Below are 20,051 nucleotides of genomic sequence, written 5' to 3'. Positions count from 1 at the left end.
CATGCCGCCACCGCCGCACGGCTTTGGGAGAGGTTCGGAAAGCCGGTCATGACCGCCACCATTCAAGGCAGCCGGCATTTCGCCTTCCTGCTGGTCGACAAGTTCTCGATGTTCTCGCTCGCCGCGGCGATCGACACGGTGCGCTCGGCCAACCGGCTGGTCGGCCACGACTTCTATTCCTGGACGACCGTCTCGCCCGACGGCGAAGCCGTCATGGCCTCCAACGGCCTGCCGCTGAAGGTCGACTACAGCGTCGCCGACATCCCGCCGGTCGACATCCTCTTCGTTTCGCTCGGCCTGACCACCGAGTTTCCAGGCAAGAGCAAGGTGCTCGCGGCCTTGCGTAGCTGGGGCCGCCGCGGCGGCGCGCTCGGCGCGCTGTCGGTGGGCTCCTACCTGCTGGCTGAAGCCGGGCAACTCGAAGGGCATCGCTGCACCATCCATTGGGAGAACCGCGCCGGCTTCATGGAGCGCTTTCCCGATATCGAATGCACCGGCAACGTCTTCGAGATCGACCGCAAGCGCTATACCTGCGCCGGCGGGACGACCTCGATCGATCTCATGCTGGAGATCGTGCGCGGCGACTTCGGCGTCAATGTCGCCAATTCGGTGGCCAATCAGTTCCAGCACGAGCGCATCCGCTCGGCCCAAGACCGGCAGCGGGTCGGGCCCGAGCGCGACCTGACCGGCAAGTCGGAGAAGCTGAGGAAGATCGTCGAGCTGATGGCCGACAATCTCGACGAACCTTTCTCCGCGGTCGAGCTCGCCAAGTCGGCGGGGCTCTCCGTGCGCCAGGTCGAACGGCTGTTCCTGCGGCATCTCAACGTCACGCCCGGCCGCTACTATATGCGGCTGCGGCTCGAACGGGCGCGCGAGCTGCTGCGCCAGACCAACATGCCGATCCTCGACGTGGCGATCGCGACGGGCTTCACCTCGCATTCCTATTTCGCGCAGAGCTATCGCCTGCAGTTCGGCCGCCCGCCCTCCGAGGAACGGCGCACCACCTATTGAAGGGCGATCAGGTCCCCTCGGGGTCTTCACCCTCGCCCGGCGTCGGGCCGGTTGCCGGCTCGTCGGGGGCGAAGGCGGAATCGGGAAGCAGAGCGAGCGTTTCGGCGGTGCGGCGAATGTAGCCGCGCGCGGCTTCTTCAGCCCGCTGCGCATCGCCGGCGAGCACCGCCTCGGCAATCGCGCGGTAGTCGGCGAAGCGCTGTTCCGGCGGCAGCCTCAACTGGGCCCGCACCAGATGCACCTGGATGCTTGGAAGGAGCCGTTCCACCTCCCGGTTCCCGCCAAGGCGCGTCATGGTCCGGTAGAAGCGGTTGCGGGCGCGCACCAGCTCGTAGGAATCGCCCTGCCGCTCGAAAGCCAGAAGCGTGTCGAGGCTCTCCCTGAAGCCGTCGCCGGCGCCGGGTGTCGAGATGTTCTCGGCCGCCTGGCGCGCCGCGAGCCCGACCATCAGTTCCATCACCAGGAGCACGTTGCATGCGTCGATGCGCGAGAGCTGGCGGATCTGCGCGCCGCGAAAGGCATGTGTGACGGCAATTCCTTCCGCCGCCAGCCGCTTGATCGCCTCGCGCACCGTGCTGCGGCCGACGCCGTAGCGCCGCATCAGGTCGGGCTCGACGAGCCGCTGGCCGGCAGCGTAGCGGCCTTCGTAAAGACCGCGCACGATGTCGCGCACGATCTGGTCGGATGAACTCACGATGCCGGTCGATGCGCTGTCAGGGCCGGCTCTCATCGACGCAGCTTCCATGTCTTGTCCCATCGGCCAAGCCGGCCTTTGTCCCTCGCCACCGGAATAACCCGCTGCCACCCGGTTCAACAAGGGGCGGAGACGAGAGCCGTCGCCGATAACCTGCACTCGGAGCGCCGGCCGTTACTCCATCTACTCTCGGAGCTTTTCCAATCACTGTCTATCAAAATCGTCTGACGATATTGCCAGATGAAATGAACCGCTTTATTCATGTCCCCCGGACATGGGTCGACCTTCCGACCACGGTGTCGAGGCTTGTGCTTTCGAGGAGGATGGCGTGACGGCATTCGAAAAAACCGAACGGACAAAGGATCTGGAAGCTCGGCTGTGCGCTTTCATGGATGCCCATGTCTATCCCAACGAGCAGCGCTTCTTCCAGGAGACGGAGGACCTCGGCCCCTGGCGGGTACAGCCGGTCGTGGAGGAACTGAAGGCGCGGGCCAAAGCCGAGGGGCTGTGGAACCTCTTCCTTCCGCAATCGGATCTCGGCGCCGGCCTCACAAATCTCGACTATGCGCCGCTCTGCGCGATCATGGGCCGGTCGCACCTCGCCCCCGAGGTCTTCAACTGCTCGGCCCCCGACACCGGCAACATGGAGGTGCTGGAGCGCTACGGCACCGAGGAGCAGAAGCGCCGGTGGCTCGTGCCGCTTCTCGCCGGCGAGATCCGCTCGGCCTTCGCGATGACCGAGCCGGCGGTCGCGTCGAGCGACGCCACCAACATCGAAAGCAGCATCCGTCGCGAGGGCGACGAATATGTGATCAACGGCCACAAATGGTACACGACCGGCGCGACGGACCCGCGCTGCAAGATCGTGATCTTCATGGGTAAGACCGACCCCGACAATCCCGACCGCTACAGGCAGCAATCGATGGTCCTTGTTCCGACGGACACGCCAGGCGTGACGGTGCGGCGGTCGCTGCCCGTCTTCGGTTTCTACGGCATGCCGGATCGTGCTTCGGAAGTGCTCTTCGAGAATGTGCGCGTTCCCGCCTCCAACATCCTGCTGGGCGAGGGCAGGGGCTTCGAGATCGCCCAGGGAAGACTCGGACCGGGACGCATCCACCATTGCATGCGCCTGATCGGCCTGTCGGAACGCGCGCTCGAAAGGATGTGCGTGCGCGTCCAGCAGCGCACGACCTTCGGCAAGCCGGTGGCGGACCAGTCGGTGACGCGCGAGCGGATCGCCGAGGCTCGCATCATGATCGAGCAGGCACGCCTGCTGACGCTGAACGCAGCCCAAAGGATGGATACGGTCGGCAACAAGGCGGCCAGGGCCGAGATCGCCATGATCAAGATCGCAGTCCCGAACATGGCCTGCCAGGTGATCGACTGGGCGATACAGGCCTTCGGCGGCGGGGGTACGAGCAACGATTTCGGGCTCGCTTCGGCTTATGCGCTGGCGCGCATGCTCCGTCTCGCGGACGGCCCCGACGAGGTGCATCGCGACCAGCTGGCCCGATTCGAACTGAAGCGCGTCAATGCGATCGCGCCCGGAACACAGGGGATCGATAACTGGCGGCCGGCTCTGTCGGCGAAGGCCCTGAACGAAGGGCGTGGCTGGTAAGTCGCCGCCTTCCGAACGGACCAGCGCGTTTTTCGCTACGAAAACGATTCCGGTTTTCGGACCGATGCGATAGCTTGCCGGCAGAATCCATCTCGCGGGGGAAAAATGATGGCAGCGGTATTTCGCGTGATAGTCGGTCTCCTGGCGCTGGCGATGACGGCTGCCGTTTCACATGCGGCCGACAAGGCCATCATCGTGCTCGATGCCTCGGGTTCGATGTGGGGCCAGATCGACGGCAAGCCCAAGCTCGAAATTGCCAGGCGGACATTGCGCACGGTTCTGCAATCCGTCCCGGCCGATATGGAATTGGGCCTTCTGGCCTACGGCCATCGCGAGAAGGGGAACTGCGCCGACATAGAACTCGTCGTCCCGCCCGCGGCCGGCAGGGCGGATGCCATCGCGTCGGCGGCCGACAATCTCAAATTCCTCGGCAAGACGCCGCTGACGGCCTCGGTCAGGCAGGCGGCCGAGGCATTGCGCTATACGGAAGAGAAGGCCACCGTCATCCTCATCACCGACGGGCTGGAAACCTGCGAGGCCGACCCCTGCGCGGTCGGCGGGGAACTGGAGCAGTCGGGAATCGACTTCACAGCCCATGTCGTCGGCTTCGGCCTGACGGCGGAGGAAGGCAGGCAGGTTGCCTGTCTCGCCGAGAACACCGGCGGCAAATACATCCAGGCTTCCGACGCGAGCGCGCTCGAGGAGGCGCTGGTGGAGACGGTCGTTGCGGAACCCGCGCCCGAACCGGCGCCGGCCACGGTGCCGGCCAAGCCCGAGCACAACTTCGTGCCGCAGCTGGTGCTGGCCGAAGGCGGCGAGCCGCTCAGCGATGCCGGCAATGCCTACGAGATCCACCGGGCAGACGCGGCGGGCGGCAAGGGTGAGCGGGTCGCGACGGAGTACAATGATTACAAGGGCGATCTCGACCCGGGTGACTATGTCGTCGTGGCGCGCCTTGGCGAAGCCTCGGCCGAGCAACAGGTCAGGATCGAGGAGGGCAAGGTCGCGGAGCCGGTATTCGTGCTCAACGCCGGGACGCTGGTCGTCCGTCCGCTGGCCAGCGCGGGCGCGGAAGTGAGCGATGCGGCACAGGTGGTCGTCGATCATCCGGGCGAGGGAGAGGCGATCGGCTACGGCGAGACGAGGATCGTCGTGCCAGCCGGTAAGCAGCAGGTCACCGTGAGGCTCGGCGAGGGAGAAGCGACAGAAACAGCCATGGTCGAGGCCGGCGGGATCGTCGAGAGGGATGTCGTCGTCGGTGTCGGCCGTGCGCTCGTCAACGCCTTCTACGTGCCGGGCATGAAGGTCGAGGAGGGCGGACTCGCCCTCAATATCTACAAGGCCGCGAAGCGGATCGACGGTAGCCGCGAACAAGTCTCTTATGCCTACGGTCCAGACGGGAAATTCGACCTGCCGCCAGGTGACTATACAGCGGTCGCGAAGCTGGACGAAGCGCCTGCCGAGCAGGATTTCGCCGTGAAGGCCGGGCAACTCGTCGAGGTCGGGGTGACGCTGAACGCCGGCGTGCTTGCGGTTTCGGCGCCGGGCGCCAGGCATATCGAGGTGTTCGCGGCCAAAAAGGACCTCCAAGGCAAGCGCAAGGAGTTCGGCTACGCCTATGCCGAGACGCACCAGACCACGCTGCCGGCCGGCGACTACGTCGTCGTCGTGGATCGCGGCGACGATGGCGAAAAGAAGGAAGCAAGCGCGACGGTGAAGGCAGGCGAGCGGGTGGAAGTGGCGGTGCCTTGATTGGCGAACATGGCCGGCGGCTCGCTCAAGCCTCGGCAGGCAAAAGTTCTACACTCGCGCCGGTCATGGCAAGCAAACTCGCCGCTTGGCGGTCGAAGGTCACGAAGGACGCCCCTCCAAGCCTGCGCCCTTCGAACGCGGCCACACCGTCGGCAAAATCACCGCCGGCATTCATGATTGCGAGCCCGGCCTCGACGGTGGGCCTGTCCATGACGATGTTGGGTGTTTCGAGCATCGCGCGAAGAAGCGACAAAATATCGATCCGCGACCTCTTGTATCCTTGGCGAAGGACCCAGACGAACTCGCACAAGGTCGGCAGGCTGATCGCAACGATTTGCGCGCCCTGCAATGCTGCCTGAGCGTGCGGGCTCTGGGAAGGGTGGTCGTCGAGAAAGGCGCGAAGCAGAACGTTTGTGTCTGCCGTGATTTTCATCGACGCTTTGCCCAGCCGTCGACGATGATCTTGTCGATTTCGTCGAGGGACAGAGGTGCCTCTTTCTCCTTCTTCAAGAAACCGAAAAGCCTCTCGATCGAATTATCGGCCTTCTCCGCCCTGATCGAAGCCTTTCCATCCGGCAGGAGTTCGACCGAGATTTTTTCGCCGGGCCCCACGCCAAGATGCTTAAGGAGTTCTTTGCGGAGCGTCACCTGTCCTTTCGCGGTAATGGTCAAGGAGGGCATCGCCAGCGTTCCATGTTTATGTCTGCTCGGAAGGTAAGGCGGTTCTCCCTTGCTTTCAAGAGGCTAGGCTGTCCCAAAGGCGCTGGCGCCGTGGTCGGCTCGGGTGGCCAACTGACGGAACCCTTCGAACAGCTCGCGCCCGAAGCCGTGGCCATTGGCCGACAGGTCGGGCGTGGGCATCTTGCGTGCGGCGAATTCTTCCGGCGGCACCAGCGCTTCCAGCAGCCCGGTTTCGGCGTCGACCCTGACGATGTCGCCGTCGCGAACCTTGCCGATCGGGCCGCCGTCGAGCGCTTCGGGCGTGACGTGGATCGCGGCCGGCACCTTGCCGGATGCCCCCGACATGCGCCCGTCGGTGACCAGCGCCACCTTGCGGCCGCGGTCCTGCAGCACGCCGAGCACGGTGGTGAGCTTGTGCAATTCCGGCATGCCGTTGGCCTTGGGCCCCTGGAAGCGGATCACCGCGACGAAGTCGTGATCGAGCCGGCCGGCCTTGAAGGCGTCGTTCAAGGCCTGCTGGCTGTCGAAGACCAGCGCCGGCGCCTCGATGACGCGCCGCTCGGGCTTTACCGCTGATGTCTTGATGATCGCCTTGCCGAGATTGCCCGAGAGCACCTTCAGGCCGCCGGTCGGCTGGAACGCCTTGGCGGCCGGCGCCAGAACCTTCTCGTCGCCGCTGGTCGCGGGGGCCGGCGCTCGCACCACGCCGCCATCGTCGCCGAGCCGGGCTTCGACCGTATAGGGCCGCAGGCCCTCGCCCCAGACCGTGCGCACATCCTCATGCAGAAGGCCCGCATCGAGCAACTCGCGGATGAGGAAACCGAGCCCGCCGGCGGCGTGGAAATGGTTCACGTCGGCGAGGCCGTTGGGATAGACGCGCGCGAGCAGCGGTGCGGCCTCGGAGAGATCGGAGATGTCCTGCCAGGTGAGCGTTATGCCGGCGGCCGCGGCCATGGCGATGAGATGGATCGTGTGATTGGTCGAGCCGCCGGTCGCGTGTAGCCCGACCACGCCGTTGACGACCGCGCGCTCGTCGATCACGCGGCCGACCGGCGTATAGGCATTGCCGAGCGCGGTGATGGCGAGCGCCCGCTTCGCTGCTTCCCTGGTCAGCGCGTCGCGCAGCGGCGTGCCCGGATTGACGAAGGAGGAGCCCGGTATGTGAAGCCCCATGATCTCCATCAGCATCTGGTTCGAATTGGCGGTGCCGTAGAAGGTGCAGGTGCCGGGTCCGTGATAGGATTTCGATTCGGCTTCGAGCAGTTCGGCGCGTCCGACCTTGCCTTCGGCATAGAGTTGGCGGACCTTCGCCTTCTCGTCGTTGGGCAGGCCCGAGGTCATCGGTCCGGCCGGAATGAAGACGGCCGGCAGGTGGCCGAAGGTGAGCGCGGCGATGAGCAGGCCCGGCACGATCTTGTCGCAGACGCCGAGATAGACCGCCGCGTCGAACATGTTGTGCGACAGCCCGACCGCCGTCGCCATGGCGATCACGTCGCGCGAGAACAGCGAGAGCCCCATGCCGGGCTGCCCTTGGGTGACGCCGTCGCACATGGCCGGCACGCCGCCGGCCACCTGGGCGATGCCGCCGGCCTCGCGCGCTGCCTCCTTGATCAGCTGCGGGAACGTCTCGAAGGGCTGATGCGCCGACAGCATGTCGTTGTAGGAGGTGATGATGCCGAGATTCGGGATGCGGTCTTCGGCGAGCGCCGTCTTCTCCGACGGCGCGCAGACGGCGAAGCCGTGGGCGAGGTTGCCGCAGGAGAGCACCGCGCGGTTGGCGCTGCGCGACGCGGCGGCATCGAGCCGGTCGAGATAGGCCTCGCGGGCCGGCCGCGAGCGCTCCCTGATCCTTTCGGTGATGGCTTGGATATCGTTCCTGGCGGTCATGATAGTCGGTCCTTGCGGGGCGCGGTGCGGCCACGGCCGCGGGAGGAGCGGCGCGCGGACCAAAGCGGCGGTTCAGGGCGCCCAGAACAGCTGAACCGGGTTGGCGGCGCCGTCGAGCGCGCTGCGGATCGGAAGCGTGCTTCCGTCGGCAAGCGCGCTCTCCAGCACCTTGCGTTTCTCGGCGCCCTCTATGTGGAGGGCCACCATCGGCGCCTCGACGAGGCGGGCGAGCGGCAAGGTCAGTCGCGGTTCGCCGTCGGATGCGTGGGTGGGCAGCACGACGCTCGTCGATGCCGGGTCGAGCAGCGCGGCGAGATTGGCGGCGCCGGGGAAGAACGATGCCGTATGGCCGTCGCCGCCCATGCCGAGCACAGCAACGTCGAGCGGCCAGGGCAGGGCGCGCAACGCGGCATCGGCAGTCCCGGCCGCTGCATCGAGGTCGGGCGCGGCGCGGTAAAGATCCTCGAAACGGGCAGTGGCCGCCTTGTTCTGAAGGAGGTTCGCCTTGACCAGCCCCGCATTGGCGCGCGGCGAGGAGCGGTCGACGAAACGCTCGTCGACGAGCGTCACGATCACCTTTTGCCAGTCGAGCTCCTCATTCGACAGCGTGCGGAAGAACAGGGCCGGGGTGGTGCCGCCCGAAACCGCGATGAATCCGGTGCCGCGTCGAGCGACGGCATCGCGCAAGGCGTCGCCGACGCGCCCGGCCAGTGCCGCCGCCAGTTCCGCCGAGGAGCCGAAGGTGTTCCATGCAAGAGCCGGGGCGGAAGTGCCGTCCATGCTCAGTTGCTTTCGTGCCAGGTGCGGCCGTCACGCTCGATGAGCGCGATCGAGGCCGAGGGGCCCCATGTTCCCGCCGTATAGCCCTGCGCGTCCTGGCGGCCTTCGTCCCAGGCATGCTGGATCGGATCGATCCAGTTCCAGGCGGCTTCCACCTCGTCGCGGCGCATGAACAGCGTCTGGTTGCCGCGCACGACGTCCATGATCAGCCGTTCATAGGCGTCGGGATTGCGCACGTCGAAGGCCTGGGCGAAGCTCATATCGAGCGGCACGTGACGCAGACGCATGCCGCCCGGGCCCGGATCCTTGATCATCAGCCACTGCCTCACGCCTTCGTCCGGCTGCAGGCGGATGACGAGCTGGTTGGCCGCGATCGGCCCGGCGCTTTCGCCGAAAATCGAATGCGGGATCTGCTTGAACTCGATGACGATCTCCGAGACGCGCTGGGCGAGCCGCTTGCCGGTGCGCAGATAGAAAGGCACTCCGGCCCAGCGCCAGTTGGCGATCTCGGCCTTGATGGCGACGAAGGTCTCGGTGCGGCTTTCGCCGTTCTCGAGCTCCTCGACATAACCCTTGACCGGACCGTTGGCGGAAGCCCCGGCGCGGTACTGTCCGCGCACCGTGTTCTTCGGCGCCTCGTTGCCGTTGATGCGCTTCAGGGAACGCAGCACCTTCAGCTTCTCGTCGCGCACGGCGTCGGCGTCCATCGAGGCGGGCGGCTCCATGGCGACGAGGCACAGGAGCTGCAGCATGTGGTTCTGCACCATGTCGCGCAGCGCGCCCGCCTTGTCGTAGTAGCCGGCACGACCTTCGAGGCCAACGGTTTCGGCCACCGTGATCTGGACATGGTCGACATGGGCCGAGTTCCACAAGGGCTCGTAGAGCGCATTGGCAAAGCGCAGCGCCATCAGGTTCTGCACCGTCTCCTTGCCCAGATAGTGGTCGATGCGGAAGATCTGCTGCTCGCGGAAGTCGTTGCCGATCAGATCGTTGAGGGCGCGGGCGGAGGCGAGGTCGCGGCCGATCGGCTTTTCCACCACGATACGGCAGTCGGAGCAGATGAGCCCATGCTCCTTGAGCTTGTCGGCGATCGTGCCGAACAGTTCGGGGCCGACCGCCAGATAGAAGACGCGGATGCGGTCGGTCTTGCCGATCGCATCCTTCAGGGTGGGGAAGCCGTCTCCGGATTTTGCATCGACCGGGATGTAGGAAAGCCGCTGGATGAAGCGGTCGAGCTCTTCCTGCTCGATCTCCTCGGGCTTCACGTGCTCGCTGATCGCGGTGCGCGCATAGGCGCGATACTCCTCGTCCGTCATCCTGGAGCGGGATGCGCCGATGATTCGGGTCGGCTCGGAGAACTGGCCCGCGGCCTGGCGCCGATAGAGGGCCGGCAGCAGCTTGCGTTCGGCCAGATCGCCGGTCGCGCCGAACATGACGAAATCGAAGGGGTCCACGGGAATGATCTGACTTGTCATCACTTGATCCGTTCTGGCTCGGCCATCGCCGACGCCATATATTCTAATCGATTTAAAGAAGCTAGTGCCATGGTGTCACATCTTCGAGCTTGACACTGGACCTTCCCGGGCGATCTGTGGATGCCCTAGTTGGGTCAGTCCCTTCGCAGGTGCAGCATAGCCCGCAGCGCTGCAAAACCAAAGGAGAAGCGCCATGGGAGCACATCTTTCGACGACGGTCGCTCAGGACCGCGCCTTCATGCAGATCGTCGACGGCAAGCCTGTCGATTCGCTGTCGGGCGAGCGCATCGACGTCGTATCGCCCTCCGACGGCAAGGTGTTCGCCTCCATCCCGGCGTCCGGCGCGGCCGATGTCGACCGCGCGGTCAAGGCGGCACGCCGTGCTTTCGACGACGGCCCGTGGAGCCGCATGCCGGCCGTCGAGCGTGGCCGCTGCCTGACGCGATTGTTCCAGCTGATCGAGAAGCATGGGGCAGAACTGGGGGCGCTGGAATCGCGCGACACCGGCAAGCCGGTCCGCCAGGGCAAGGCCGACGTGGTCGCCACCATGCGCTACTACGAATTCTACGGCGGGGCCGGCGACAAGATCCATGGTGACACGATCCCCTTCCTTGAAGGCTACACGGCGCTGACCCTGCGCGAGCCGCATGGCGTCGTGGCCGGCATCATCCCTTGGAACTATCCCCTGCAGATCCTGGCGCGTGTCGCCGGAGCCGCCCTCGCCATGGGCAACACGCTTGTCGCCAAGCCGGCCGAGGATGCCTCCCTGAGCGCCATACGCATCGCCGAGCTTGCGCTGGAAGCGGGCATTCCCGAAGGCGTCTTCAACGTCGTCACCGGCTATGGCCGCGCGGCCGGCGCAGCGCTTTCGGGCCATCCGCTTGTCGACTATGTCACCTTCACCGGTTCGCCGCTGACCGGCACCGCGATCCAGCAGGCGGCGGCAGTCAACAATCGCGGCGTGACCATGGAGCTTGGCGGCAAGTCGCCGCAGATCGTCTTCGCCGATGCCGATATCGACGCGGCCCTGCCGGTGCTGGTCAACGCCATCATCCAGAACGGCGGCCAGACCTGCTCGGCCGGAAGCCGGGTGCTCGTCGAGCGGCCCGTCTATGACAAGGTTGCGGCAGGCTTGGCCGAACGCTTTTCGAAGCTGGTAGCGGGACCGCACGAGGCGGATCTCGACCTCGGCGCTCTGATCAACAGCAAACAGCGCGAACGTGTGGCCGGCATGGTTGCGGTGGCCGAGGAGGCGGGCATCCCGGTCCTGGCGAAGGGAAGCGTCGCGGCCGATGCGCCCGAAAGCGGCTACTATCAGGCGCCTGTCCTGTTCGGATCGGTCGATCCGGAAGCCGTGATCGCGCAGGACGAGGTGTTCGGCCCGGTGCTGACGCTGTTTCCCTTCGACGGAGAGCAGGAGGCGGTGGCCCTGGCCAACGGCACGGAATTCGGTCTCGTCGCCGGCGTCTGGACGAAGGACGGCGCACGCCAGCACCGTGTCGCCAAGCGCGTGCGCGCCGGCCAGGTCTTCGTCAACGGCTACGGCGCCGGCGGCGGCATCGAGCTTCCCTTCGGCGGCTTCAAGAAGTCGGGTCACGGCCGGGAGAAGGGCTTCGAGGCGCTCTACGACATGTCGGCGACCAAGACGATCGTCTTCAATCACGGATAAGACCAACGGTCGACAGGATCGGCTTTTTGCAGCCGCGGGTCCCCGCCGACGCCGCAGGAAAGGAAAAGGAATCGTAATGGCACGTTTGAAGGACAAGGTGGCTATCGTCACCGGGGCGGCTTCCGGATTCGGAGAGGGCATGGCGAAACGCTTTGCCGAGGAGGGCGCCAGGGTGGTCGTCGCCGACCTCAACGCCAAGGGGGCGGAGAGGGTCGCTGCCGAGATCGGCGCCGCGGCGATCGCGGTCACGACAGACGTGTCGCAGCGCTCCGAGGTCGATGCCATGGTCTATGCCGCCAGTAGCGCCTTCGGCCGCGTCGACGTGATGGTCAACAATGCCGGCTACACGCACCGCAACGGCGACATGCTCGGCGTCGACGAGGCGACCTTCGACCTTATCGCCGCCGTCAACATGAAGGCGATCTATTACTCCACCCAGGCCGTGGTGCCGATCATGGAGCGCCAGGGAGGCGGGGTGATCATCACCACCGCGTCGACCGCCGGCCTGCGGCCGCGGCCGGGGCTGACCTGGTACAACGCCTCCAAGGGCTGGGCGATCACCGCATCCAAGTCGATGGCGGTCGAACTCGCGCCGAAGAACATCCGCGTCAACTGCCTGTGTCCGGTGGCCGGCGAGACGGGAATGCTTGCCCAGTTCATGGGCGAGGACACGCCCGAGAAGCGCGCGCAGTTCCGTGCGTCGATCCCGCTCGGGCGCCTGTCCACGCCGCTCGACATCGCCAACGCCGCACTCTGGCTCGCCTCCGACGAGGCGGCCTTCATCACCGGCGTGGCGCTGGAGGTCGACGGCGGCCGCTGCATTTGAGGCCATCTCTGACCCTTCGGAAATCGGCGCTCGCCGGACCGCGCGCCGATTCAGCTTGACCGGCCGCCGGCCCGCCCTATTGCATGGCTCGAGAACAAGAAAATCACGGAAACGCCATGCACAGGGTCGCCATCACTGGAACCGGCGTCTTCACGCCGCAGGACGTCATCACCAATGCCGAGCTGGTGGCGTCCTACAATGAATATGCGCATCGCCAGAACACGCTCCATGCCGAAGCCATCGCGGCCGGCGAGCGAGAGCCGATGCCGATGTCGTCGGAAGAGTTCATCGTCAAGGCATCGGGCATCGAGCGCCGCCATGCGATGAGCAAATTCGGCATCCTCGATCCCGGCGTCATGCATCCGCTGCTGCCGGAACGGGCCGACGAGGAGCTGTCGATCATGGCCGAGATCTCGGTCAAGGCGGCGGATGAGGCGATGCGCAAGGCGGGATTGACGGCGGCGGATATAGGCGCCGTCATCTGCGCGGCCTCCAACCACGAGCGCGCCTATCCGGCGATCGCCATCGAGGTGCAGCAGGCGCTCGGCATCAAGGGCTTCGCCTTCGACATGAATGTCGCCTGCTCGTCGGCGACCTTCGGTATGCAACTCGCCGCCGACATGATCCGCTGCGGCTCGGCCCGCGCCATCCTGATGGTCAATCCCGAGATCACCTCCGGTCACCAGGAATGGCGCGATCGCGACTGCCACTTCATCTTCGGGGACGTCTGCACCGCCGTCGTCATGCAGCGCGCCGAGGAGACGGCGTCCGATGTCGCCTACGAAATCCTCTCGACCCGCTGCCTGACCGAGTTCTCCAACAATATCCGCAACAACAACGGCTTCCTCAGGCGCACCCGCGAAGGCCACATGGTCGACCGCCGCGACATGCAATTCCGCCAGGAAGGCCGCAAGGTCTTCAAGCAGGTGGTGCCGATGGTCGCCGAGCTGATGCTCGGCCACCTGGCCGATGCCGGCATCTCACCCGCCGATCTCAAGCGGCTGTGGCTGCATCAGGCCAACAAGGCCATGAACGACCTGATCGGCGAAAAGGTGCTCGGCCGCCAGCCCAGCCGGGAGGAGCAGCCCAATGTGCTCCAGGACTATGCGAACACCTCGTCGGCCGGCTCAATCATCGCCTTCTCGAAATTCTCGGACGATCTTCCCGCCGGCAGCCTCGGCGTCATCTGCTCATTCGGCGCGGGCTATTCGGCCGGCAGCGTGATCGTCAGGAGGACTTAGGATTGGGAGGCAGCGAACGGGCGAAGATGGCGGCAGGCGAGTGGTATTGCTGCATCGACCCCGAACTCGAGCGAATGCGCGAACGCGCCTATGAGGCCGTGCACGAACACAACAGCCTGCCGCCTGGCCGGCGCGGCAATGTCGGCCCGGCGCTTGCCGGCCTGTTCGCCGCGATGGGGAAGGATGTGCGCATCGAGGCGCCGTTCCATTGCGCCTATGGCGTCAATATCGAACTTGGCGACAAGGTCTATATGAATGCCGGCTGTACCATCCTCGATACGGGGCGGGTGCGGATCGGGGCTTCGACCATGTTCGGCCCGGCCGTGCAGATCTATTGCGCCGAGCACCACAAGGACGCGGGCCTGCGCGCGGCCGGCCTGGAAATCGCCCGACCAGTGACGATCGGTGAGAATGTCTGGATCGGCGGCGGCGCGATTGTGCTGCCCGGCATCACGATCGGCGACGGCGCCATCATCGGCGCCGGATCGGTAGTGACGAAAGACGTGCCCGCCGGTGTAACGGTCGTCGGCAATCCGGCGCTGCCGCTGCAAGATACGAGCGATCGGTGAGCCGACCGCTGGAGCGGCCGCCTGCGCGGCCCAGGTCCGTCAGAGCGCCGCGCGTCCCCTTGGACGCGCAAAGGACGCTCTGCCACTATCAAGTGCCGCATCGCGCTCTCCGAAAATCGGCTACGATTTTCGGGCCGATGCGGTGGCGCGAAAGCCAAGCGGCCCGGATGGGCCGCGCCGGCGATTGCGGCCGATCAGATCCTGTCGCGCAGCGCGAACCAGTTGAGGGCGAGGAAGAGCAGCGGCGAGCGGAAGCGGCGCCCACCGGGAAAAGCGGGTATCTTCAGTTCCTCGAACAGCTTCAGCCGGTCGCGATTGCCCGACACGGTCTCGGCATAGAGCTTGCCCATGAAGTTCGACAGCATGACGCCGTGGCCGGAATAGCCGCCGGCCGAGATCACGTTCGGCATGACCTCGCGCACGAACGGCTTGCGCGGCACGGTGATGCCGACGAAGCCGCCCCAGCCATGAGTGATCTCGACGTCCTTGAGCGCCGGATAGATCTCGGCGATCTGCTTGCGGATATGGATGTGGATGTCCTTGGGGTCGTTGACGGTGTAGATCTCGCGTCCGCCGAACAACAGCCGCCCCTCCCTGGACTTGCGGAAATAGCGCACCACGAAGCGGGAATCGTCGACGGCCTCGCCGCCGGGCAGCACCGGGCTGTCGGATCCGAGCGGCACGGTCGCGCCGATGAAGGAGCCGATCGGCATCACATGCGTCGCGCTCACCGGCTCGAGCAGCCCGCCATAGGCATTGACCGCGATCAGGCCCTTGGCGGCGGTGATCGTCCCGGTCGGCGTGGCGACGATCACCTTCCCGCCGTTGGCGGTTATCCCGGTCGCCTTCGTCTGCTCGAACAGCGCGGCACCGGCTTCGGCCGCGACCCGCGCCGTGCCGATGACGAGCTTCATCGGATGGATATGGCCGGTGCCCGTGTCGCGGGTACCGCCGAAATAGTGCGCCGAGCCCAGCCGCCGGGCGGTTTCGTCGGCATCCATGTAGCTGATATGCGGATAGGAGAAACGCGTCGCCATGATCTCGGCGTGCCGGCGATAGTCGTCGAGATAGCGCTTCTTATGCGCCAGAGACATCTGGCCGGGCATGTAGTCGATATCGATGCCGTTGGCCGCCGAGAATTCGAGCAGATGCGCCTTGGCCTCTTCCGCGATGTCGAACAGTGCCTTGGCGCGGGTGAAGCCGTATTCGGTCTCGAGCTCCTCGGCCCAGGCGCGCTGGCCGGTGCCGAGCTGCCCGCCGTTGCGGCCGGAGGCGCCGTCGCCGAAACGATGCGCCTCGATCAGCACCACGTTGGTGCCGGCCTTGGCGAGATGCGCTGCGGCCGAAAGACCGGTGAAGCCTCCGCCGACGATCACGACATCGGCGGTACGGTCACCGTCGAGCCGGGGATGTTGCGGGCGCGGGCCGGCGGTGTCCTCGTACCAGGAGTAGCCGGGTGAGATGGGGGATTGGTAGGGTAATGTCATTCGAGCGAATAGTTAGTAGCGAATAGCGAATAGGGGAGGAGCGGGGCGAGAGAAGCAGCGAACCCTATTCGCTACTGGCTACTCGCTATTCGCTCGTCACACGTTCAACAACAGATATTCACGCTCCCACGGGCTGATCACTTCCATGAAGGTCTCGAATTCCGCGCGCTTGATCGCCGCGTAGGTCGACGCGAAGGGCTCGCCGAGGATCGCGCGCAGGTCCTGGTCGCTCTCGAACAGATCGACGGCCTCGAGCAGTCCGCGCGGCAGGTCGATCTCGTCTTCGTTGACCGTGGTGCCGACGGGGGCGTCGGGCTTCAGCTTGTTGCGCATGCCGATGAGGCCGCAGGCGAGCGAAGCGGCGAGCGCCAGGTAGGGGTTGGCATCGGAGGAGGGGATGCGGTTCTCGACGCGCCGGGCCGATGGATCGGAGCGCGGCACCCGGAAGGCGGTCGTGCGGTTGTCGTAGCCCCATTTGGTGTTGACCGGCGCCGAGGCGGCCTGCGTCAGCCGACGGTAGGAGTTCACATAAGGCGCGAACATCACGAGCGCGTTCGGCACATGTTTCTGCATGCCGCCGATGAAGTGGAAGAAGGCCTCGCTCTCTTTGCCGTCCTCTTCCTTGAAGATGTTCCTGCCGGTCTTGCGGTCGAGCACCGACTGATGGATGTGCATGGCCGAGCCCGGCTGGCCCTGGATGGGCTTCGCCATGAAGGTCGCGTAGGTGTCGTGCTTCAGCGCCGCCTCGCGGATCGTGCGCTTGAACATGAAGACCTGGTCCGCGAGCTCGATCGGATCGCCGTGGCGCAGATTGATCTCGAGCTGGCCGGCGCCTTCCTCATGGATAAGCGTGTCGATCTCCAGCCCCTGGCTTTCCGAGAAATGGTAGATGTCGTCGATGAGTTCGTCGAACTCGTTGACGCCCGCGATCGAATAGCCGGCGCCGCCGCCGATGGCACGTCCGGAACGGCCGACCGGCGGCACCAGCGGATAATCCGGATCCGGGTTCTTGCGCACGAGATAAAACTCGATTTCGGGTGCAACCACCGGTCGCAGCCCGTCGTCGGCATAGGCCGCGACGATGCGCTTCAGCACGTTGCGGGGCGTGAACTCGACGGAGCGCCCGTCCTGGTGGACGAGGTCGCAGATCACCTGCGCCGTCGGGTCTTCCTCCCAGGGCACGACCGAGAGCGTGGAGAGATCGGGCACGAGCTTCAGGTCGCCGTCGTCCTCGGGATAGGAGAAGCCGTTGCCGTCTTCGGGATAGTCGCCCGAGATGGTCATCATGAACGGCGCCGAGGGCAATGCCAGGGAGGTGTTGGAAGTGAACTTCTTCGACGGCATCATCTTGCCGCGGGCGACACCGGCCTGGTCAGGCGTGATGCATTCGATGTCTTCGATGCCGCGCCATTCGAGCCAGACTGCGGCCTCCTTCCAATTCTTCACTCCGCGCAGGTTCTTCACAAATTGAGGCGTGCGCGCGCGCCCCACACGGTTTGACGGTCGGGCTTCCTTTTTTGCAGGCGGCATCAATCACCAGAAAGGTTTCGGATGCGCAAGTATAGCCGTGGCCTCGAACGAAATGGAAGGGGTACTCAAAAATGTCGCACGGCCGCGCCGGCGTTACTCTGCGCGACTGCAGGCCGGAGGCAAGAAATGTCGGCACTGTAAGCGCTGAGCGCTTCCGGCATGTACGGGCCTCCGGACCAGTGCCTATCCCCGAGCTCGCCGCAGCAGCCGGTCGACCACCGGCTGCAGAGACTCAGGCGTGAAGGGCTTGGCGACGATGGCGTCCACCGAGCGGCCGTGCGGCAACTGCTCGGAACTGACGCCGCGCGTCGACAACAGGATGACGCAGGGCACGCTTCCGGCGAATGCGCGCCGTCGCTCCGCAATGTGCGCGAGCGCCGCGTCACAGTCGCAGTTATCGGCGCCGCCATCGAGAATGACGACACCCGGTTTCAACTTGGCCAGGGCTTGCGGAGCCGAATCCGGAATCTCGGAAACGGCCTTGAGGCCTGAGCGCTCGACGATCTTGGACACGACGACGCAATTGATCTGCGATCTGCCGACGACAAGCACCAGCGAGAAATTCACGCTGTCGTCGGGAGCCGGACCGGCGTTCGTGTCCTCGCCGGCATCCGGCCCGGGACGTGAATGCAGCATGACAATGCAACCGATCGTTGGGTGTTCAATGTACGGTTGAGGATTGACCACACCTAGACGCCATCTGCGCCGCCAAGTCAAGAAGAAAGTATTAAGTCGTAGAACAATGCCACTGTACCTGCGCCTCTCAGACATATGCAGGCGTTCTTCGTGCAACTTTCGTAGCATTCCGAGGCGCCCTTCCCCCGGAGACGAGCCTTGCGGGCGGACGGCAGGCGACATTGCCGTCCGGTGCGGCCAAAAGAAGACGACCCGGTCACCGAGATGGAGCCGGGTCGTCGATTTTCCGGCACCCGCTCTTTCCGGTGCCCGCAGACGGCTATGGAGGTGGCGCTCAGCCGTGGCTCTGCTGCGTCACGATGACGGGGATCAGCAGGTCGCCCCAGTTTCCGTTGCCTCCGTGATGGCGGGCGGAGCGGACGAGTTCGACCGAAACGCCGGCATCCACCGCCTTCATCACCGCCTGGTTCAGCCGGTGCAGGTCGTTGGCGACGATGCGGATGGCCGCCTGCTGGTCGGCGCTCATCGTGGTGGCCTGTTCTTCGGCCCGTTCCTTGACGCGGGTTCTGGTTGCCATTGCTGTTCTCCTCGGATGCTTGTCGTGCCCTTCCGGGCGTCTCTCGTTCAGTGCCGGCGGAGGCGGGGCGCCGGCGAGCGCCGCCCCGCTGTCGATTGCGATCTTATTCCGCCGCCGGCTTGAACTGGTCGTGCTCGGTCGATTCATGCATGGCGGTCGTCGACGACTGGCCGCCGGTGATGGCCATCGACACGGCGTCGAAGTAGCCGGTGCCGACCTCGCGCTGATGCTTGGTCGCGGTATAGCCGTTCGCCTCGGCGGCGAATTCGGCCTCCTGCAGCTCCGAATAGGCCGCCATCTGACGCGACTTGTAGCCGCGGGCGAGCTCGAACATGCCGTAGTTCAGCTGGTGGAAGCCGGCGAGCGTGATGAACTGGAACTTGTAGCCCATCGCGCCCAGCTCGCGCTGGAACTTGGCGATCGTCGCGTCGTCCAGGTTTTTCTTCCAGTTGAACGAAGGCGAGCAGTTGTAGGCCAGGAGCTGGTCGGGGTGATGCTTGCGCACGCCCTCGGCGAAACGCTTCGCCTGCTCGAGATCCGGCTTGGAGGTCTCGCACCAGATCAGGTCCGCATGCGGCGCATAGGCGACGGCGCGGGCGATGCAGGGCTCGAGCCCGTTCTTGACCTGGTAGAAGCCCTCGACGGTGCGGCCCGCCTTGTAGTCGACGAAGGGCTGGTCGCGTTCGTCGATGTCTGATGTAAGCAGCTTCGCCGCTTCCGCGTCGGTGCGGGCAATGACCAGTGTCGGCACGCCCATCACGTCGGCAGCCAGACGCGCCGCATTCAGGTTGCGGATATGCGCCGCGGTCGGGATCAGCACCTTGCCGCCGAGATGGCCGCACTTCTTCTCCGAAGCGAGCTGGTCCTCGTAGTGGACGCCGGCCGCGCCAGCCTCGATGAAGGCCTTCATAATCTCGAAAGCGTTGAGCGGACCGCCGAAGCCGGCCTCGGCGTCTGCGACGATCGGAGCGAACCAGGTGTCGACCGACAGGCCCTTGCCTTCCTGCGTCTCGATCTGGTCGGCGCGCTGCAGCGTCCGGTTGATGCGCTTGGCCAGTTCCGGCGCGGCATTGGCCGGATAAAGCGACTGGTCGGGATACATGGCCGAAGCCGTGTTGGCGTCGGCGGCCACCTGCCAGCCCGACAGATAGATCGCCTTCAGCCCGGCGCGGACCATCTGCATCGCCTGGTTGCCGGACAGCGCGCCCAGCGCGTTGACGAAATCCTCTTCATGGATGAGCTTCCACAGCCGGTTCGCACCCATCTCGGCGAGGCTGTACTTGATCTGGACCGACCCGCGCAGCCGCTTCACGTCCTCAGGCGAATAGGGGCGCTCGATGCCGTCGAACCGGCCTTCGGGCGCGGAGGGGACGAGATTGTAAAAATCGGTCATGGGTTCTCTCCAGTCCATATTCTGTCAAAGGAGTGCGGCCGTGACTGCCGTCCTGCGGCCGCTTGTCCTGTGACTTCATTTACATTGCGGTGCAAAAGAAGCGAGGAATTTCGCGAATTCTGGCCGACAATTCGGGTCATCCTGTATTGCCTTTGACGAGCTCGATCTGTAAATTTGTAAATCATGTAAAAATCAACGAGCCGGCAGCGCGAGGCCGGGCCTGTA

The 20,051-nt window shown here is 65.3% G+C and carries 18 protein-coding genes; 7 read left to right on the top strand and 11 right to left on the bottom strand.

Annotation, left to right across the window (positions count from 1 at the left end):
* Positions 1-48: 48 nt before the first annotated feature.
* Entirely contained in the window at positions 49-1,011 is a 963-nt protein-coding gene (locus JN280_RS32860) for a GlxA family transcriptional regulator (RefSeq protein ID WP_202308456.1), read from the top strand.
* Positions 1,012-1,018: 7 nt separating this feature from the next.
* On the opposite strand, the gene JN280_RS32855 is transcribed toward JN280_RS32860, so the two are convergent.
* Positions 1,019-1,741 (bottom strand): GntR family transcriptional regulator, encoded by a 723-nt coding sequence (locus JN280_RS32855; protein WP_202308454.1) that lies wholly within the window; start codon positions 1,739-1,741, stop codon positions 1,019-1,021.
* Between the two features lie 352 nt (positions 1,742-2,093).
* On the opposite strand from JN280_RS32855, the gene JN280_RS32850 reads away from it, so the two are divergent.
* The gene (locus JN280_RS32850) at positions 2,094-3,323 is read left to right on the top strand and encodes an acyl-CoA dehydrogenase family protein (RefSeq protein WP_244743660.1); all 1,230 of its coding nucleotides are present in this window, start codon (positions 2,094-2,096) and stop codon (positions 3,321-3,323) included.
* 108 nt (positions 3,324-3,431) lie between these two features.
* A complete protein-coding gene (locus JN280_RS32845; RefSeq protein ID WP_202308450.1) occupies positions 3,432-5,075 on the top strand; it encodes a vWA domain-containing protein in 1,644 nt (547 codons plus the stop codon).
* A 25-nt stretch (positions 5,076-5,100) separates the two neighbouring features.
* Here the strand turns inward: JN280_RS32845 and JN280_RS32840 are convergent, their stop codons facing one another.
* The 5 genes from JN280_RS32840 to zwf form a co-directional block, all read right to left on the bottom strand.
* The gene (locus JN280_RS32840) at positions 5,101-5,508 is read right to left on the bottom strand and encodes a type II toxin-antitoxin system VapC family toxin (RefSeq protein ID WP_202308448.1); all 408 of its coding nucleotides are present in this window, start codon (positions 5,506-5,508) and stop codon (positions 5,101-5,103) included.
* Positions 5,505-5,756: an AbrB/MazE/SpoVT family DNA-binding domain-containing protein gene (locus JN280_RS32835; protein ID WP_202308446.1), complete on the bottom strand. Its 252-nt coding sequence runs from the start codon at positions 5,754-5,756 to the stop codon at positions 5,505-5,507. The genes JN280_RS32840 and JN280_RS32835 overlap by 4 nt, the downstream gene beginning before the upstream one ends.
* A 63-nt stretch (positions 5,757-5,819) precedes the next feature.
* Entirely contained in the window at positions 5,820-7,643 is a 1,824-nt protein-coding gene (gene edd, locus JN280_RS32830; RefSeq protein ID WP_202308444.1) for a phosphogluconate dehydratase, read from the bottom strand.
* A 72-nt stretch (positions 7,644-7,715) separates the two neighbouring features.
* The gene (gene pgl / locus JN280_RS32825; protein WP_244742421.1) at positions 7,716-8,423 is read right to left on the bottom strand and encodes a 6-phosphogluconolactonase; all 708 of its coding nucleotides are present in this window, start codon (positions 8,421-8,423) and stop codon (positions 7,716-7,718) included.
* Between the two features lie 2 nt (positions 8,424-8,425).
* Positions 8,426-9,898, bottom strand: a complete 1,473-nt coding sequence (gene zwf, locus JN280_RS32820) for a glucose-6-phosphate dehydrogenase (protein ID WP_202308442.1) — start codon at positions 9,896-9,898, stop codon at positions 8,426-8,428.
* 193 nt (positions 9,899-10,091) lie between these two features.
* On the opposite strand from zwf, the gene JN280_RS32815 reads away from it, so the two are divergent.
* From JN280_RS32815 to JN280_RS32800, 4 genes are all read left to right on the top strand, one after another.
* Complete coding sequence (locus JN280_RS32815; RefSeq protein ID WP_202308440.1) at positions 10,092-11,567, top strand: aldehyde dehydrogenase family protein; 1,476 nt, start codon at positions 10,092-10,094, stop codon at positions 11,565-11,567.
* 76 nt (positions 11,568-11,643) lie between these two features.
* Positions 11,644-12,393 carry an SDR family oxidoreductase gene (locus tag JN280_RS32810; RefSeq protein ID WP_202308438.1) on the top strand — a complete coding sequence of 250 codons (750 nt, stop codon included), beginning with the start codon at positions 11,644-11,646 and terminating at the stop codon, positions 12,391-12,393.
* Positions 12,394-12,509: 116 nt separating this feature from the next.
* The gene (locus JN280_RS32805) at positions 12,510-13,634 is read left to right on the top strand and encodes a beta-ketoacyl-ACP synthase III (protein WP_202308436.1); all 1,125 of its coding nucleotides are present in this window, start codon (positions 12,510-12,512) and stop codon (positions 13,632-13,634) included.
* Positions 13,635-13,636: 2 nt separating this feature from the next.
* Positions 13,637-14,203, top strand: coding sequence for a sugar O-acetyltransferase (locus tag JN280_RS32800; protein WP_202308434.1), 567 nt, complete (start codon positions 13,637-13,639; stop codon positions 14,201-14,203).
* Positions 14,204-14,397: 194 nt separating this feature from the next.
* Here JN280_RS32800 and JN280_RS32795 read toward each other — a convergent pair whose 3' ends face one another.
* The 5 genes from JN280_RS32795 to aceA form a co-directional block, all read right to left on the bottom strand.
* Positions 14,398-15,690: an NAD(P)/FAD-dependent oxidoreductase gene (locus JN280_RS32795; protein WP_202308432.1), complete on the bottom strand. Its 1,293-nt coding sequence runs from the start codon at positions 15,688-15,690 to the stop codon at positions 14,398-14,400.
* A gap of 96 nt (positions 15,691-15,786) precedes the next feature.
* A complete protein-coding gene (locus JN280_RS32790; RefSeq protein ID WP_202308430.1) occupies positions 15,787-17,220 on the bottom strand; it encodes a glutamine synthetase family protein in 1,434 nt (477 codons plus the stop codon).
* A 183-nt stretch (positions 17,221-17,403) separates the two neighbouring features.
* Positions 17,404-17,856: a response regulator gene (locus JN280_RS32785; RefSeq protein ID WP_244742418.1), complete on the bottom strand. Its 453-nt coding sequence runs from the start codon at positions 17,854-17,856 to the stop codon at positions 17,404-17,406.
* A 334-nt stretch (positions 17,857-18,190) separates the two neighbouring features.
* The gene (locus tag JN280_RS32780) at positions 18,191-18,433 is read right to left on the bottom strand and encodes an SMc00767 family acetate metabolism repressor (RefSeq protein ID WP_202308428.1); all 243 of its coding nucleotides are present in this window, start codon (positions 18,431-18,433) and stop codon (positions 18,191-18,193) included.
* Between the two features lie 103 nt (positions 18,434-18,536).
* Positions 18,537-19,826, bottom strand: coding sequence for an isocitrate lyase (aceA, locus tag JN280_RS32775; RefSeq protein WP_202308426.1), 1,290 nt, complete (start codon positions 19,824-19,826; stop codon positions 18,537-18,539).
* Positions 19,827-20,051 lie beyond the last annotated feature (225 nt).

This window comes from Mesorhizobium sp. L-8-10 (genome assembly GCF_016756635.1).
Classification (GTDB): domain Bacteria; phylum Pseudomonadota; class Alphaproteobacteria; order Rhizobiales; family Rhizobiaceae.
The sequence above is the reverse complement of the archived record's forward strand: the minus strand, read 5'-3'. Positions and strand labels throughout refer to the sequence as shown.

Coding starts and splice junctions, on each gene's coding strand:
- JN280_RS32860 (WP_202308456.1), top strand. CDS start 49: ATGACCGCCACCATTCAAGGCAGCCGGCATTTCGCCTTCCTGCTGGTC.
- JN280_RS32855 (WP_202308454.1), bottom strand. CDS start 1,741: ATGAGAGCCGGCCCTGACAGCGCATCGACCGGCATCGTGAGTTCATCC.
- JN280_RS32850 (WP_244743660.1), top strand. CDS start 2,094: ATGGATGCCCATGTCTATCCCAACGAGCAGCGCTTCTTCCAGGAGACG.
- JN280_RS32845 (WP_202308450.1), top strand. CDS start 3,432: ATGGCAGCGGTATTTCGCGTGATAGTCGGTCTCCTGGCGCTGGCGATG.
- JN280_RS32840 (WP_202308448.1), bottom strand. CDS start 5,508: ATGAAAATCACGGCAGACACAAACGTTCTGCTTCGCGCCTTTCTCGAC.
- JN280_RS32835 (WP_202308446.1), bottom strand. CDS start 5,756: ATGCCCTCCTTGACCATTACCGCGAAAGGACAGGTGACGCTCCGCAAA.
- edd (WP_202308444.1), bottom strand. CDS start 7,643: ATGACCGCCAGGAACGATATCCAAGCCATCACCGAAAGGATCAGGGAG.
- pgl (WP_244742421.1), bottom strand. CDS start 8,423: ATGGACGGCACTTCCGCCCCGGCTCTTGCATGGAACACCTTCGGCTCC.
- zwf (WP_202308442.1), bottom strand. CDS start 9,898: ATGACAAGTCAGATCATTCCCGTGGACCCCTTCGATTTCGTCATGTTC.
- JN280_RS32815 (WP_202308440.1), top strand. CDS start 10,092: ATGGGAGCACATCTTTCGACGACGGTCGCTCAGGACCGCGCCTTCATG.
- JN280_RS32810 (WP_202308438.1), top strand. CDS start 11,644: ATGGCACGTTTGAAGGACAAGGTGGCTATCGTCACCGGGGCGGCTTCC.
- JN280_RS32805 (WP_202308436.1), top strand. CDS start 12,510: ATGCACAGGGTCGCCATCACTGGAACCGGCGTCTTCACGCCGCAGGAC.
- JN280_RS32795 (WP_202308432.1), bottom strand. CDS start 15,690: ATGACATTACCCTACCAATCCCCCATCTCACCCGGCTACTCCTGGTAC.
- JN280_RS32790 (WP_202308430.1), bottom strand. CDS start 17,220: ATGCCGCCTGCAAAAAAGGAAGCCCGACCGTCAAACCGTGTGGGGCGC.
- JN280_RS32785 (WP_244742418.1), bottom strand. CDS start 17,856: ATGCTGCATTCACGTCCCGGGCCGGATGCCGGCGAGGACACGAACGCC.
- JN280_RS32780 (WP_202308428.1), bottom strand. CDS start 18,433: ATGGCAACCAGAACCCGCGTCAAGGAACGGGCCGAAGAACAGGCCACC.
- aceA (WP_202308426.1), bottom strand. CDS start 19,826: ATGACCGATTTTTACAATCTCGTCCCCTCCGCGCCCGAAGGCCGGTTC.